Here is a 15,301-nt window from a genome sequence, read left to right on the forward strand (position 1 = left end):
AAGACCGCATCCGCGAAGCCAAAGCCACCGGCCTACGGAACCTACCCAGCCACAACTTCGCCACCAACGCCGCCTGGCTCGAGACCATCCTCGCCGCGATCGACCTGATCGCCTGGACCCAAACCGTCTGCTTCGCCGACATCCCCGAACTGGCCCACTGCGAGATCCACACCTTCCGCTACCGCGTCCTACACACCGCCGCCCGCCTAGCCAGAACCGGCCGGCAACTGCGGCTACGCCTAGACCGCACCTGGCGCTGGACCACCCAAATCGCCGCCGGCTTCGACCGACTCCGCGCCGCCTTCACCTAACCAACCGCGACCCACGTCGCCCAACCAGAACACTCCCGGCCCCTGGAACCGGCGCCCACCCCAGGCGACAACCGGGCCACCGCCCCACCCCGACCCCGCAAACACATCAACCACACCCCACAACACCACGCAACGACCTCACCACCACCCCACGTGAACAATCGAGGTTAACGTGATCAGCAGGAGCGCGGCTGGCGCGTGGACTAGTCGAGGTCGAGGAAGCGCTCGAGGCCGACCGTCAGGCCCGGGGTCTCGGGGACGCGGCGGACGCCGAGCAGGACACCCGGCATGAACGACACGCGGTCGAAGGAGTCGTGGCGGACGGTCAGGGCCTCACCGTGGCCGCCGAGCAACACCTCCTGGTGCGCGACGAGGCCCTGCAGGCGCACGGAGTGCACGCGCACGCCGTCGACGTCGGCGCCGCGCGCGCCGTCGAGCGCGGACGTCGTGGCGTCGGGCGACCGGTCGACGCCGGCGTCGGCGCGGGCCGACGCGATGAGCTCGGCGGTGCGCCGCGCGGTGCCGCTCGGCGCGTCGACCTTGTTCGGGTGGTGCAGCTCGACGACCTCGACGGAGTCGAAGAACCGCGCCGCCTGCGTGGCGAAGCGCATCATCAGCACGGCACCGACGCTGAAGTTCGGCGCGACGAGCACGCCGACCGCCGGGGCGTCGGCGAGCCATCCGCGCAGCGTCGCGAGTCGCTCGTCGTCGAACCCGGTCGTGCCGACCACCGAGTGCACGCCGTGCTCGACGCACCAGCGCAGGTTGTCCATGACGACGTCGGGCTGGGTGAAGTCGACGACGACCTGCGCGCCCCGCGCGGCCAGCTCGCCGATGTCGTCGTCACAGTCGAGCGCGGCGACCAGGGTCAGATCGTCCGCACCCTCGACGGCGCGGCAGACCTCGCCGCCCATGCGGCCCAGAGCGCCGAGCACGCCGACCTTCGCAGTCACGGCGCGACCAGGTCGCTGAAGTCGCGGTCCTCGTCGAACGGGCCGACGACAGCGAGGTTGAGCCGCCCCTTGAGCAGGTCGGTGGCGACGGCGCTGACCTCGTCGAGGGTGACGGCGTCGACGCGGTCGAGCATCGCGTCGACCGACAGCAGCTCGCCGTACACGAGCTCACTCTTGCCGAGCCGGCTCATTCGCGAGGACGTGTCTTCGAGCCCGAGCACCGCGGAACCGCGGAGCTGCCCCTTGCCGCGCGCCAGCTCGTCGTCGGTGATGCCCCGCTCGGCGACCTCGACCAGCTGGTCGCGACAGATGGCGAGCACCTCGTCGACCTTCTCCGGCAGGCAGCCCGCGTAGATGCCGAAGAGACCGGCTCCGGCGTACTGCGACGCGTACGAGAAGACGCTGTAGGCGAGCCCACGCTTCTCCCGCACCTCCTGGAAGAGCCGCGACGACATGCCGCCGCCGAGCGCGGCGTTGAGGACGCCGAGCGCGTACCTGCGGTCGTCGGTGCGGGCCATGCCCGGGGTGCCGAGCACGACGTTGGCCTGCTCGGTGCGCCGGTTGACCACCGAGACCGGGTGACCCACCTCGTGCCGGTTGGGCGTGCCGGCACGCGGCGGGGCCGGGCGATCGTCCGGCTCACCGAGTGCCCCGGCACGGGTGAACGCCGACCTGACCTGGCGCACGACCTTGGCGTGGTCGAGGTTGCCGGCGGCCGCGATCACGATGTGCGGCGGCCGGTAGCGCCGCCGGTAGTAGCCGGCGACCTGCTGCCGGGTCAGCGCGTTGATGGAGTCGACCGTGCCGAGGATCGGCCGGCCGAGCGGCGAGTCGCCGAACAGCGCCGCCGCGAACGCGTCGTGGACGACGTCGCCGGGGTCGTCCTCGTTCATCGCGATCTCCTCGAGGACGACGCCACGCTCGTTGTCGACGTCGCCCGCGGACACCACCGAGGAGGTGACCATGTCGCACACCACGTCGACCGCGAGCGGCAGGTCGGCGTCGAGCACACGGGCGTAGAAGCACGTGTACTCCTTGGTGGTGAAGGCGTTCATCTCACCACCGACGGCGTCGACCTCCGCCGCGATCTGCATCGCCGTACGCCGCCGCGTGCCCTTGAACAGCAGGTGCTCGAGGTAGTGACTCGTGCCGGCGAGGGACGGGGACTCGTCGCGGGAACCCACGCCCACCCAGACCCCGAAGGATGCCGACCTGACGTTCGGCACCGCCTCGGTGATCACCCGGAGCCCGCCCGGCAGGACGGTGCGGCGCACCGCCCCCATGCCGTCGCGGGCCCGGAACAGGGTGCGCGTGGATCCGGGCGACTGGTCGCTCGCCAGCACCGTTGCCGTCACGCGGGCGCTCAGCCCTCTTCCTGCTGCTCGTCCGACTCCTCGGCCACCGGCATGAGCGAGAGCTTGCCGCGCTGGTCGATCTCGGTGATCTCCACCTGGACCTTGTCGCCGACCTTGACGACGTCCTCCACCTCGGCGACACGCTTGTTGTCGTTGAGCGCACGCATGTTGGAGACGTGCAGCAGGCCGTCGCGTCCGGGCAGCAACGAGATGAACGCGCCGAAGGACGTGATCTTCACGACCGTGCCCAGGTAGCGCTCCCCCACCTCGGGCAGCTGCGGGTTGGCGATCGCGTTGATCTGCGCCCGCGCGGCCTCGGCCGACTCGCCGTTGGTCGCGCCGATGTAGATCGTGCCGTCGTCCTCGATCGAGATGTCGGCGCCGGTTTCGTCCTGGATCGTGTTGATGACCTTGCCCTTGGGCCCGATCACCTCGCCGATCTTGTCGACCGGGATCTTGACGGTGATGATCCGCGGCGCGTAGGGCGACATCTCGCCCGGCTTGTCGATGGCCTCTTCCATGACGCCGAGGATCGTGAGCCGCGCCTGGCGTGCCTGGGTGAGCGCACCCGCCAGGACGTTCGCCGGGATGCCGTCCAGCTTGGTGTCGAGCTGCAGCGCCGTGACGAACTCACGGGTGCCGGCGACCTTGAAGTCCATGTCGCCGAACGCGTCCTCGGCACCGAGGATGTCGGTGAGCGTGACGTAGCGGGTCTCGCCGCTGTCGTCCTTGTCGCTGATGAGGCCCATCGCGATGCCCGCGACCATGGCCTTGAGTGGAACGCCCGCCTGCAGCAGGGCGAGGGTGCTCGCGCACACCGAGGCCATCGACGTGGAGCCGTTGGAGCTGATCGCCTCGGACACCTGCCGGATCGCGTAGGGGAACTCCTCGCGCGTCGGCAGCACCGCCTCGACCGCCCGCTCGGCGAGCGCACCGTGGCCGATCTCGCGCCGCTTCGGCGAGCCGACACGGCCGGTCTCACCGGTCGAGTACGGCGGCATGTTGTAGTTGTGCATGTAGCGCTTGGTCGTGTCGGGCGAGAGCGTGTCGAGCTTCTGCACCAGGCCGAGCATGTTCAGCGTGGTGATGCCGAGCACCTGGGTCTCGCCCCGCTCGAACAGCGCCGAGCCGTGGACCCGCGGGACGACGCCGACCTCGGCGGAGAGCCGCCGGATGTCGGCCACGCCGCGGCCGTCCATGCGCACCTGCTCGTCGATGATCCGCTGCCGGATGAGCTTCTTGGTCAGCGACCTGAACGCGGCGCTGATCTCCTTGTCGCGGTCGGGGAACTGCTCGGCGAGCCGCTCCTTGACCGCGGCCTTGATGCGGTCGCTCTCGGACTCGCGCTCCTGCTTGTCGGCGATGGTAAGCGCCCGGCCGAGCTCCTCGCCGACCGCGGCCTCGACCGCCTCGGCGACGTCGGCCTCGTAGTCGACGAACCGCGGGTACTCGACCGACGACCGCACACCCGCGCGGCGCGCGAGGTCGGCCTGTGCGTGACAGAGCACCCGGAGGTGCGGCTTGGCCGCCTCGAGGCCCTGCGCGACGATCTCCTCGGTCGGCGCCTGCGCGCCGGCCTTGACCAGCTCGACGGTGGAGTTGGTGGCCTCCGCCTCGACCATCATGATCGCGACGTCGTCGTCGTCGAGCACCCGGCCCGCGACGACCATGTCGAACACGGCGTTGCCGACCTGTTCGTAGGTCGGGAACGCGACCCACTCGCCCTCGACGAGCGCCATGCGCACCGAGCCGATCGGCCCGCTGAACGGCAGGCCCGCCAGCAGCGTCGACGCGTAGGCGGCGTTCATGCCGACCACGTCGTACATGTGCTCGGGCTCCAGCGACAAGACGGTGACGACCGCCTGCACCTCGTTGCGCAGACCACTGACGAACGACGGGCGCAGCGCACGGTCGATGAGCCGGCAGGTGAGCACCGCGTCGGTGCTCGGGCGGCCCTCGCGCCGGAAGAACGAGCCCGGGATGCGGCCGACCGCGTACATCTTCTCCTCGACGTCGACCGTCAGGGGGAAGAAGTCGAGGTGCTCCTTCGGGCGCTTCGACGCCGTCGTGGTGGACAGCACCATCGTGTCGCCCAGGTACGCGACGGCGGCGCCGCCCGCCTGACGGGCGAGCCGTCCGGTCTCGAACCTGATGACCTGCTTGCCGAAGGAGCCGTTGTCGATCACGGCCTCGGCGTAGTGAACCTCGGGACCCTCCATGGGGTCACTCCTATCTCTTCGGCCCACTCTCCGCTCGCTACCGCCGCGCCGGTCTTCGATCGAAGCACCCGGATCCGGAAGGGATCCGAGAGCCACTACCGAGGACCGTCGAGACGCCGGTACGGAGCGTGGACATGGGTTGATCCAGTTGTGCGTGTGAAAGGAGCGGACCCCGGGTCGGAGTCCGCTCCCTGGTGACTACCGCCGCAGGCCGAGTCGCTCGATGAGCTTGCGGTAGCGGGCGATGTCCTTGTCGTGCAGGTAGTTCAGCAGCCGCCGGCGTTGCCCCACCATCAGCAGCAGACCACGACGGCTGTGGTGGTCGTGCTTGTGCTCCTTGAGGTGCTCGGTGAGGTCGGTGATGCGTTTCGTGAGCACCGCCACCTGGACCTCTGGCGAGCCGGTGTCGCCCTCGCCGGTGGCGTACTCGGTGATGATGTTCTGCTTCGTGGCGTTGTCGAGCGGCACGAGGCCCCTTCCAGTGGTCGCTGCGCGGCGCAGCGGGACTTCATTACGGCGTTGGACCCGGTGAACCGGGAGACGCGCACCCGCGCACTATCGAACCGCGGCCGGTATACACGGCAGCGCAAGGGTAGCAGCACCCCGCCGGCCGGCGCCGACCGGCGGCACCCCGACCCCGCTGGGACCCCGGCCCGTGGCCAGAACCCCCGCTGGGGACCCCGGCCGTGGCCCGGACCCCCGCTCGGGACCCCGGTCGTGGCCAGGACCCCTGCTGGGGACCCCACGGGTGGTCAGGTCAGCACCGTGCGGATCGTCTCGACGTCGGCCTTCATCTGCTCCACGAGCTCGTCGACGGAGGCGAAGACGAGCTGGCCGCGCACCCGGGCGGTGAACTCGACCCTGACCACCTCGCCGTACAGCTCGAGATCGTCGCGGTCGAGGCAGTAGGCCTCGACCTGGCGCTGGTCGCCGTCGAACTGCGGGTTGGTGCCGACCGAGATCGCGGCGGGCAGCCGCCTGCCGTCGGCGCGCACCAGCAACCCCGCGTAGACGCCGTCGGCGGGCACCACGAGCTCCTGTGGGCATGCGAGGTTGGCGGTCGGGAAGCCGAGCTCGCGACCGCGGTGGGCACCCTCGATGACCGGCCCGGAGACGGCGAACGGACGGCCGAGCACGTCGCCGGCCGCCACGACGTCACCCCCGAGCAGGGCCTCGCGGGCACGCGAGGACGAGAACCGCGCTCCCCCGTCGCCCTGCGGGGGGACCACCTCGACCGTGAAGCCGTGCCGCTCGCCGAGCGCGGCCAGGAGCCCCACGTCGCCCGCGGCCTTGTGGCCGAACCGGAAGTCGTCACCGACGACGAACGCGACCGGATGCAGCCGCTCGACGAGGTCGGCCACGAAGTCCTCGGGAGCCTGCTGCGACATCTCCCTGGTGAACGGCAGGACGAGCACGGCGTCGGCGCCGGCGTCGCCCGCGAGCGGCACGCGGTGCTGCGGGAGCGAGAGCAGCGGCATCGCCGTGTCGGGGCGGACGACGCTCTGCGGGTGCGGGTGGAAGGTGACCAGCACGGTCGCAGCTCCGGCGGCGCGCGCCCGCGTGACCGCATGCTCGATGACGATCCGGTGCCCGCGGTGCACGCCGTCGAAGACGCCGACCGTCACCACCGAGGGTCCGTACCCGTCCGGCACCTCGGCCAGCCCGTTCCAGTACAGACTGCCTCCGGCGGCTTCGCAGGACGCCACCTCGTCCACGTCTCCCTACCCTTCCTTCACGACCTTGCTCGGACACGCGCCAGCCCACTCTACGGGGGTGGCACCGCTCAGCCCGGCGCGAACACCGCCAGCGGCTTCGCCCATCCCGCGCGGTCCTCGACGAGCGCGAGGAACACGCCGTCGGGCCCGTACACGGCCACCGGGCCCTCGGCGCCGGTCGCCGGCAACCGGCCCCCGTGGCTCAGGACACGCGCGGTGTCGCCGTCGACGTCGCGTCGCGGGAACGCGAACGCGCCGGCCTCGTCCATCGGCATCAGCTCGAACCGCTCGGCGAGCGCGTCGAGCGTGCGGGCGCGGGCGAGCGCGAACGGTCCGACGCGGGTGCGGCGCAACCGGGTCAGGTGCCCGCCGACGCCGAGCGCGGCGCCGAGGTCCCTGGCCAGGGCACGGACGTAGGTGCCCGTCGTGCACTCGAGGTGGACGTCGAGGTCGAGGGACGACCCGTCGTCGGCGCGGACCGAGCGGGCGACGTCGAACCGCGACACCGTCACCTCGCGCGCTGCGAGGGTGACCTCCTCCCCCGACCGCACCCGTTCGTACGCGCGCCTGCCGTCGACCTTGACGGCCGACACCGACGACGGCACCTGGCTGATCGTGCCCGTGAGAGCGGCGACCGCGCGCTCGACGGCGTCGTCGTGGACGGCGTCGACCGCCGCGCGCGAGGTGACCTCGCCCTCGGCGTCGTCGGTGGTGGTGGCGGCGCCGAGCCTGATCGTGGCGTCGTACTCCTTGTCGGTCAGCGCGAGCCGGCCGAGCAGCCGGGTGGCGCGCTCGACGCCGACGACGAGCACCCCCGTGGCCATCGGGTCGAGGGTGCCGGCGTGACCGACGCGGCGGGTGCCGGCGAGCCGCCGCACCCGGCCGACGACGTCATGGGAGGTCCAGCCGGCCGGCTTGTCGACGACGACCAGGCCGGAACGGTCGGGCGCGGCTGTCACGTCTCGTCCGCGACCTCGTCATCACGGGTGCGGTACGGGTCGGCGTCGCCCGCGGGCTCCGCGTCGACGGCCTGCCTGGCGACCTCCTCGTCGTGGCGGCGCGCCTTGGTGATGAGGTCGTCGATGTGCCGCGCGCTGTCGGGCAGCTGGTCGGGCACGAACGCGAGCGTCGGGGTGTGCTTGATCCCGGTCTGCTTGCCGACCTCCGCTCGGAGCAGGCCCTGCGCGCTCGCGAGCGCGGCCTCGCTGCCCGCACGCTCGTCGTCGTCGCCGTAGACCGTGTAGTAGACGGTCGCCTCGCGCAGGTCGGCCGTGATCCGCACGTCGGTGACGGTCACGAACCCCAGCCGCGGGTCCTTGATCCGCCGCTCGAGCATGCCCGCGACGATCTCGCGGATCCGGTCCTGCAGCTGGCGCTGCCGCTGCACGCTGGCCGGCATGGGTCGCCTCTTTTCGTGAGTCTCTGTGTGGTCTAGTCGTCGTCGCCGTGCAGCCGGTGGCGGGCCGACAGCACGTCGAGCTCGGGTCGCCCGGCGACGAGGCGTTCGCACGCCTCGAGCACCTCACGGCAGTGCGCGGCCGTCGCCGAGACGACGGCCACGCCCACGGTGACCCGGCGATGGACGTCGAGGTCGCCCACCTCGGCGGCCGCGACGGTGAAGCGACGCCGGAGCTCGGCCACGACCGGTCGGACGACCGACCGCTTCTCCTTCAGCGAGTGGACGTCGCCGAGGAGCAGGTCGAGCTCCAGCGTTCCCGTGAACACGTCGTCAGCCGCCTCAGACGCGCGCCTTCTCCCTCATCTCGAAGGTCTCGATCGTGTCGCCTTCCTCGATCTCCTCGTAGGTGAGGGTCAGGCCGCACTCGAAGCCCTCGCGGACCTCGGTGACGTCGTCCTTCTCCCGTCGCAACGACGAGACCTTGAGGTTGTCGCGCACGACGACACCGCCGCGGAGCAGGCGCGCGCTGGCGCCGCGCCGGACGAGGCCGTCGGTGACCATGCAGCCGGCGATGTTGCCGAACCGGCTCGACCGGAACACGGCGCGGATCTCCGCACCGCCGAGGTGGACCTCCTCGTACTCCGGCTTGAGCAGGCCCTTGAGTGCCGCCTCGATCTCCTCGATGGCTTGGTAGATGACGGTGTAGTACCGGATCTCCACGCCCTCGCGGTCGGCGAGCTCGGCCGTCTTGCCCTGGGGCCTGACGTTGAAGCCGATGATGATGCCGCCGTCGATCGTCGCCAGGTTGACGTCGCTCTCGGTGATCGCGCCGACGCCCCGGTGCAGGATGCGCAGGTCGACCTCCTCGCCCACGTCGAGCTTGAGGAGAGCGTCCTCCAACGCCTCGACCGAGCCCGACACGTCGCCCTTGATGATGAGGTTGAGCGTCTGCCGCTCCTCGAGGAACTTCGCGAGGTCCTCGAGGCTGACCCGCTTGCTGCTCCGCGCCAGCTGCGCGTTGCGCTCACGGGCCTCCCGGGTCTGGGCGATCTGCCGGGCCTTGCGCTCCTCGCGCACGGCCAGCAGGTTGTCGCCCGCGGACGGCAGGCTGGTGAGGCCGACCACCAGCGCGGGACGCGACGGGGTCGCCTCGTCCAGCTGCTGGTTGTGCTCGTCGAGCAGCGCACGCACCGGCCGAAGCCGGTGCCGCAGACGATCGTGTCGCCCACGCGCAGCGTGCCGCGCTGCACCAGCACCGTCGCCACCGGACCGCGACCGCGGTCGAGGTGTGCCTCGATCGCGACGCCCTCCGCCGGCTGGTCGGGGTTGGCCCGAAGGTCCAGCGTGGCGTCGGCGGTGAGCACGATCGCCTCGAGCAGCCCCTCGATGTTGATGCGCTGCTTCGGCGAGGTGTCGACGAACATGGTGTCGCCGCCGTACTCCTCCGCCACGAGGTTGTACTCGGTGAGCTGGCCGCGCACCTTGGCCGGGTCGGCGCCCTCGACGTCGATCTTGGTGACCGCGACGACGATCGGCACCCCCGCCGCCTGGGCGTGGTTGAGCGCCTCGATCGTCTGAGGCATGACGCCGTCGTCGGCGGCGACCACCAGCACCACGATGTCGGTGGTCTGGGCTCCGCGCGCACGCATCGACGTGAAGGCCTCGTGGCCCGGCGTGTCGATGAAGGTGATCCTGCGCTCGTTGCCGTCGACCTCGGTCGCGACCTGGTAGGCACCGATGTGCTGGGTGATGCCCCCGGCCTCGGTGTCCATGATGTTCGTGCTGCGGATCGCGTCGAGCAGCTTCGTCTTGCCGTGGTCGACGTGACCCATGATGGTCACGACCGGCGGACGGGGCCGCATCTCCGCTTCGTCGCCGACGTCCTCGCCGAACTCCAGCGAGAACGACTCGAGCAGCTCACGGTCCTCGTCCTCCGGCGAGACGACACGAATCTCGTAGCCGAGCTCGGTGCCGAGCAGCGCGAGCGTCTCGTCGGACACCGACTGGGTCGCCGTGACCATCTCGCCGAGGTGGAACATCACCTGGACGAGGGACGCGGGGTTGCCGCCGATCTTGTCGGCGAAGTCGGTGAGCGTGGCGCCGCGACGCAGCCGGATCGTCTGGCCGTTGCCGCGGGGCACCTGCACGCCGCCGACCGACGGCGCCTGCATGTTGTCGAACTCCTGGCGCCGCTGCTTGCGCGACTTGCGACCCTTGCTCGGCCGTCCGCCCGGACGCCCGAACGCACCGGCCGTGCCACCGCGTCCGCGACCACCGCCGCCGGGACGGCCGCGACCGGCGAAGCCACCGCGTGGCGGACCGCTCGGCGGGGCGCCGCCCGGCGCGCCACCGAAGCCACCACCGCCACCGCCACCTGGACGGCCACCGCCACCGGCTCCGGGACCACGGCCACCGCCGCCACCGCCGGGACCACGGCCACCGGGACCGCCGCCACCCGGGCCGCCCGGAGAACGACCTGGAGGCCCTTGCGGCCTGGGCGGCATCATGCTCGGGGTCGGACGCGCACCGCTCGGCAGCCGCGGGCCCTCACCGCCCGGGGGACGACCAGGACCCTGTCCACCGGGACGCGCGGGAGTGCCGGGACGCGGAGCGCCCGGGCGGGTTCGCGGCGCCTGGCCCATACCGGTGCTCGACGACGAGAGGAACGGGTTGTTGCCCGGCCTCGGCCGCCCCCCGCCGCGCTTGTCGGCGGGCGGTCCCGGCCGGGGGCCGGGACGTGGCGCGGTCTCTGACAGCGGCACCTCGGCCGCCGGCTGCTCCAGCACCTCGGGTTCGACCGGCTGCGCCGGCTCCTCGACCGTCGGCTGTGCGGGGACGACCGGTGCCGGAGGCTGCTCGACGGGCACCACGGGGGTGGCCTGCTCGACCTGCTCCGCGACACTCGGACTCGCCGCCACGGGCTCGGCCGCCTGAGGCTCGGCCGCCGCGGGTTCGGCCGGGGTGGCAGCCGTCTTCTTCTCAGCCACCTTCTTCGCGGTCTTCTTGGCTGACTTCTTCGCGCCGTCCGCCTCGGGCGCGGGCATCGCCTCGCGCACCCGGCGAACCACCGGCGCTTCGATCGTGGATGACGCCGAGCGGACGAATTCGCCCATCTCCTGAAGCTTGGCGAGTACCGCCTTGCTCTCGACGCCGAGCTCTTTCGCGAGCTCGTAGACCCGGACCTTTGCCACTCTCGCTCCCATCGGCCCGGGCACGCCGGGGCCGTTACTCGTCGGTGTTCATCGCCTGCTGCTCATCGAGCGCTCTTCACTTCATCGACCCATCTCTTGTCGCGTCCTCACGCTCGGCCGACCTGACCTCTCGTTCCTCGAACACCGCCCGGAGCCATGCGGTGTCGGGGCCTTCGGCAACGCGCAGTGCGCGGGAGAAGGCCCGTCGTCGCTCGGCGAGTTCCAGGCACACGAGTGCGGGGTGCAGATACGCACCTCGCCCCGGCATCCGGCCACGGGGGTCGGGGGTGAGGACACCACCGACCACCACGACACGGAACAAGTCGTGCTTGGCCGCACGAACCCGGCAGCCCACGCATGTGCGCTGCGGGTGCGATCGACCATCGGGCACGAGTCTACCCAAGACTGAGATCTGCCGCTGCTCCCGGCGTCGTCTCGGCGGTGTCGGGCCGGATGTCGATCCGCCAGCCGGTGAGTCGCGCGGCGAGTCGGGCGTTCTGGCCCTCCCGGCCGATGGCCAGCGACAGCTGGTAGTCGGGGACGATGATCCGCGCGGCGCGGGCGGCCGCGTCGACGATCTCGACCCTGGTGACCCGGGCCGGCGACAGCGCCTGCCTGATGAACTCCGCGGGGTCGCCGGAGAAGTCGACGATGTCGATCTTCTCGCCGTGCAGCTCGGCCATGACGTTGCGGACGCGCTGGCCCATCGGCCCGATGCAGGCGCCCTTGGCGTTGACGCCCGACTTGGTCGAGGTCACGGCGATCTTGGTGCGGTGACCCGCCTCCCGGGCGATGGCGGAGATCCCCACGCTGCCGTCGGCGATCTCCGGCACCTCGAGCTCGAAGAGCTTCTTCACCAGGTTGGGGTGCGTGCGCGAGAGGGTGACGGACGGCCCGCGCACTCCCTTGCGCACCTGGATGATGTAGCAGCGCAGCCGCTCCCCGTGTGTGTAGGTCTCGCCGGGGACCTGCTCGGGCGGCGGGAGGACGGCCTCGAGGTCACCGAGGTCGACGAAGACTTTGCGGGGGTCCTTGCCCTGCTGGATGATGCCCGCGACGATGTCACCCTCGCGACCGGCGTACTCACCGTAGGTGACCTCCTCCTCCGCCTCGCGCAGCCGCTGCAGGATGACCTGCTTGGCAGTCGTGGCCGCGATCCGGCCGAAGCCCTCGGGCGTGTCCTCCCACTCGCGCTCGACGGTGCCGTCGTCGGCGACCTCCTGGCCCCAGACGGTGACCGCGCCGGTCGTGCGGTCGAGCTCGACCCGCGCCTTCGGCTGCCGGCCCGCGGTGTGGTGGTACGCGACGAGCAGCGCCGCCTCGATCGTGGTCACGATCTGGTCGAAGGAGATGTCCTTCTCCCGCTCGAGGCCGCGCAGTGCCGAGATGTCGATGTTCACCGCACGTCCTCCCTCTCGTCGGACTCGTCCGCGGCGGAGCGGCGGAACTCCAGCTCGATCCGGCCCGTGCCGAGGCTCTCGTACGGATAACGACGGGCGGTGCCGTCCTGCTCCAGGACCACGCCCTCGTCGTCGGCCTCGGTGACCCGGCCACGGGCCTCGCCCGCCTCGTCCGTGTCCTCGTCGGCCTCGTCGGTCGCGCGGAGCGGGGCGCGGACGAGACGGCCCTTCGCCCGCCGCCAGTGCCGGGGCTCGGCGAGCGGGCGGTCGGTGCCGGGCGAGGTGAGCTCGAGGGTGTACGCGCCCCCGCCCATGGCGTCGGCGGCGTCGAGTGCCCGCGAGATCTCCTGGCTCGTGCCGGCGAGGTCGTCGGAGGTGACGCCGCCGTCCCTGTCGACCACGACGCGGACGACCCGGCGACGGCCCGCCGGCTGCACGGTCAGGGCCTCGAGGTCGAGGCCGGCGGCCGTGACCACCGGACGCACGAGCTCGGTGAGCCGTTCGTGCGGATCCGTCGCGTGCATCGCTCCCCCAGCCCCCTGTCGTCTCCCCGTCGACCGGTCGCCGTCGGTGACGGCATACTCCCGGCGCAACAGGCGGCAGGCAGACAGCGTAGCGGGAGACGTTCCGCCGCGCGGCTCACGTCCGAGCCGCCCGTGGAATGCTGTCCCGGTGCCACCCGCATCTCCCGCCGCCATCACGAGACGCGGCGTCCTCCAGAGCCTCGCCGTCGCCGGCCTGGCCGCTGCGGGTTGCCGTCCGTTGTTCCGCGAGTCCGGTCCGCCCCCGCGTCCCGACCCGGACGTCGTCGTCACCGTACGCGCGCTGACCGCCGAGGACCAACTGCTGGTCGCCTACGCGGCGGTCGCCGAGCGGCACCCGAAGCTCGCCGGCGAGCTGGCAGCGTTCAGGAAGCGGCACGAGGCGCACAGGGCGGCGCTCGTCGCGCGACTGCCGGCCGGCCACCTCGCGGGCCGCACACCCACGCCCAGCGCCTCGCCGAGCCCGACCGGCACCACGACCGCCACGCCGTCGGCGACGGACGTCGCCGACCTGGTCGAGGCGGAACGCGAGGCGGCCGCGGACCGCGTGACCGACGCCCTGGCGGCGGGGCCGACGCTCGCCCAGGTGCTCGCCGGCATGGGCGCATGCGCGGCCGCGCATGCACAGCTGTTACGGCGATGGACATGACACCAGCGCAGGAGCTCGACGAGCGAGCCGGAGGTAGGGGTCGCGACGCCTCGAGCACCCCAGCCGACCTGATCGCGACGCCTGCCGGAGGCTCGGGAGGAGGCGGGCGCGCATGACACAGCTCGAGGCGCTCCAGTCGGCGCTGGCGGCGGAGCACGCGGCGGTGTACGGGTACGCCGTGGTCGGCGCCCACCTGTCCGGCGCCGACCGTGCGCTGGCGGCCCGGCACCTCGACGAGCACCGCGCCGCGCGCGACGAGCTCGAGGCGATCATCCGCGAGCGCGACGGCGTCCCGGCGACGGCGCTGGCCGGCTACGAGCTGCCGTTCGAGGTGACCGGACGGTCGAGCGCTCGACGCCTGGCCGCCCGCCTCGAACGCGCGACGACCGGGGCGTACGCGGGTCTCGTCGGTACGTCACGCGACGACGTCCGGCGGCACGCGGCGCTCGCGATGCAGGACTGCGCGGTGCGCCAGGCCCGCTGGAGCGGCACCGTCGACCCGCTGCCCGGCCTGCGCACCTGAGCCCGGCCGGTCCGACCGGTCCGGTCCGGTAGCGCAGCCCGTGAGGGGCACCCTCACGGTGCCCTGGCACGGTGAGGGTGCCCACCACGTGTGACGGCCCGGACGTTAGCGGCGCCAGGCGTCGACCAGCGGGAGCAGGTCGGTGAGGCGCTGCACGACGGCGTCGGGCTCGGCGGGGGCGCCCCAGCGCTCGGTGTCGGGGATGTCGCTGTGCGGGACGAGCACCGTGCGCATGCCCACCCGCGCGGCGCCGTGCACGTCGTCGTACGCGCGGTCACCGACGAAGACCACCCGCCCCGGCTCCTGCGCGCCGAGGTCGTGCATCGCCGCGAGGAACGCCTCGGCGTGTGGCTTCACGTGGTCGAGCTCGGAGGTGTACGTGGTGGCGTCGAACAGCTCGAACACGCCGTCCCTGGCCAGGAACTCGTCGTGCCACGCGCGCGGCCACGTGGTGTTCGAGAGCAGCCCGACGGCAAGGCCGCGCTCGCGCAGGCCGCGCAGCAGCGGCTCGGCGTCCGGGTCGGTGTAGGTGTGCGCCTCCCAGGTGCGGACGAACGCCTCGCGGTAGGCGTCGTCGAACGGGATGCCGGCCCGTGCGCACACCTCGGACATGTGTCCGCTCCCGTGGTCCTCACGGGCGCGGCGCCACATCTCCTCCTCGGCGCCGAGCAGCGCCCGCGCGAGCTCGTCGGGACGCACCGGGTCGAGCACGGCGGCGATCTCGCGCCAGGTCTCGAGGTAGTCGATGCGGTGGTACGGCGTCAGTGTCCCGCCCCAGTCGAAGATGACCGCGTCCACTGTGTTCCCCGCCGCCTTCCGCCGCTCCGCTCCTCGCTCACCCACGGATGTACGCCGCTCCCGGTCGCGTTCTCGCTGCGATGCTCGCTTTGGAAGACGGCTCGCCCCTAGGAGCGTGGGTCCGTATTGGCGAATCCGCCGCGCCGCGGCGCTGATGGGGCTGCTGGGCGGTTAGCGTGGCGGGCCGTGTGCCGGCATGAGTGAGGTGGTCGTGCTCGTCGTTGATGCTCAGCGATCAGCGATCAG

At 72.0% G+C, this 15,301-nt stretch carries 16 protein-coding genes; 3 read left to right on the forward strand and 13 right to left on the reverse strand.

Features of this window, described 5'->3' with window-relative positions; genetic code table 11:
- The coding region (locus tag GEV10_28435; GenBank protein ID MQA82344.1) for an IS1380 family transposase at positions 1-311 on the forward strand (311 nt) is incomplete at its 5' end.
- Positions 312-514: 203 nt separating this feature from the next.
- Here the strand turns inward: GEV10_28435 and GEV10_28440 are convergent.
- From GEV10_28440 to rimP, 12 genes are all read right to left on the reverse strand, one after another.
- Complete coding sequence (locus tag GEV10_28440) at positions 515-1,264, reverse strand: 4-hydroxy-tetrahydrodipicolinate reductase (GenBank protein ID MQA82345.1); 750 nt, start codon at positions 1,262-1,264, stop codon at positions 515-517.
- Positions 1,261-2,547 (reverse strand): insulinase family protein, encoded by a 1,287-nt coding sequence (locus GEV10_28445; protein MQA82346.1) that lies wholly within the window; start codon positions 2,545-2,547, stop codon positions 1,261-1,263. Before GEV10_28445 ends, GEV10_28440 begins: the two co-directional genes overlap by 4 nt.
- An 80-nt stretch (positions 2,548-2,627) precedes the next feature.
- Positions 2,628-4,838 (reverse strand): polyribonucleotide nucleotidyltransferase, encoded by a 2,211-nt coding sequence (locus tag GEV10_28450; protein MQA82347.1) that lies wholly within the window; start codon positions 4,836-4,838, stop codon positions 2,628-2,630.
- 198 nt (positions 4,839-5,036) lie between these two features.
- A complete protein-coding gene (rpsO, locus tag GEV10_28455) occupies positions 5,037-5,306 on the reverse strand; it encodes a 30S ribosomal protein S15 (protein ID MQA82348.1) in 270 nt (89 codons plus the stop codon).
- Positions 5,307-5,590: 284 nt separating this feature from the next.
- Entirely contained in the window at positions 5,591-6,499 is a 909-nt protein-coding gene (locus tag GEV10_28460) for a bifunctional riboflavin kinase/FAD synthetase (protein MQA82349.1), read from the reverse strand.
- Positions 6,500-6,621: 122 nt separating this feature from the next.
- The gene (truB, locus tag GEV10_28465; protein MQA82350.1) at positions 6,622-7,512 is read right to left on the reverse strand and encodes a tRNA pseudouridine(55) synthase TruB; all 891 of its coding nucleotides are present in this window, start codon (positions 7,510-7,512) and stop codon (positions 6,622-6,624) included.
- The gene (gene rbfA, locus GEV10_28470; protein ID MQA82351.1) at positions 7,509-7,952 is read right to left on the reverse strand and encodes a 30S ribosome-binding factor RbfA; all 444 of its coding nucleotides are present in this window, start codon (positions 7,950-7,952) and stop codon (positions 7,509-7,511) included. The genes truB and rbfA overlap by 4 nt, the downstream gene beginning before the upstream one ends.
- A gap of 32 nt (positions 7,953-7,984) precedes the next feature.
- Complete coding sequence (locus GEV10_28475) at positions 7,985-8,278, reverse strand: DUF503 family protein (GenBank protein ID MQA82352.1); 294 nt, start codon at positions 8,276-8,278, stop codon at positions 7,985-7,987.
- An 87-nt stretch (positions 8,279-8,365) separates the two neighbouring features.
- Complete coding sequence (locus GEV10_28480; protein ID MQA82353.1) at positions 8,366-11,065, reverse strand: GTP-binding protein; 2,700 nt, start codon at positions 11,063-11,065, stop codon at positions 8,366-8,368.
- 154 nt (positions 11,066-11,219) lie between these two features.
- On the reverse strand, positions 11,220-11,555 hold the full coding sequence (locus GEV10_28485) for a DUF448 domain-containing protein (GenBank protein ID MQA82354.1): 336 nt from the start codon (positions 11,553-11,555) through the stop codon (positions 11,220-11,222).
- Positions 11,539-12,543 (reverse strand): transcription termination/antitermination protein NusA, encoded by a 1,005-nt coding sequence (gene nusA / locus GEV10_28490; protein MQA82355.1) that lies wholly within the window; start codon positions 12,541-12,543, stop codon positions 11,539-11,541. The genes GEV10_28485 and nusA overlap by 17 nt, the downstream gene beginning before the upstream one ends.
- Positions 12,540-13,067 carry a ribosome maturation factor RimP gene (rimP, locus tag GEV10_28495; protein MQA82356.1) on the reverse strand — a complete coding sequence of 176 codons (528 nt, stop codon included), beginning with the start codon at positions 13,065-13,067 and terminating at the stop codon, positions 12,540-12,542. Before rimP ends, nusA begins: the two co-directional genes overlap by 4 nt.
- A gap of 148 nt (positions 13,068-13,215) precedes the next feature.
- Here rimP and GEV10_28500 point away from each other — a divergent pair, with 148 nt between their 5' ends.
- Together GEV10_28500 and GEV10_28505 are read left to right on the forward strand one after the other, a co-directional pair.
- Entirely contained in the window at positions 13,216-13,734 is a 519-nt protein-coding gene (locus GEV10_28500; GenBank protein MQA82357.1) for a hypothetical protein, read from the forward strand.
- A 112-nt stretch (positions 13,735-13,846) separates the two neighbouring features.
- Entirely contained in the window at positions 13,847-14,257 is a 411-nt protein-coding gene (locus GEV10_28505) for a DUF4439 domain-containing protein (protein MQA82358.1), read from the forward strand.
- 105 nt (positions 14,258-14,362) lie between these two features.
- Here the strand turns inward: GEV10_28505 and GEV10_28510 are convergent, their stop codons facing one another.
- Positions 14,363-15,100 carry an HAD-IA family hydrolase gene (locus GEV10_28510; protein MQA82359.1) on the reverse strand — a complete coding sequence of 246 codons (738 nt, stop codon included), beginning with the start codon at positions 15,098-15,100 and terminating at the stop codon, positions 14,363-14,365.
- Between the last annotated feature and the right edge of the window lie 201 nt (positions 15,101-15,301).

The organism is Streptosporangiales bacterium (assembly GCA_009379955.1).
Classification (GTDB): domain Bacteria; phylum Actinomycetota; class Actinomycetes; order Streptosporangiales; family WHST01; genus WHST01.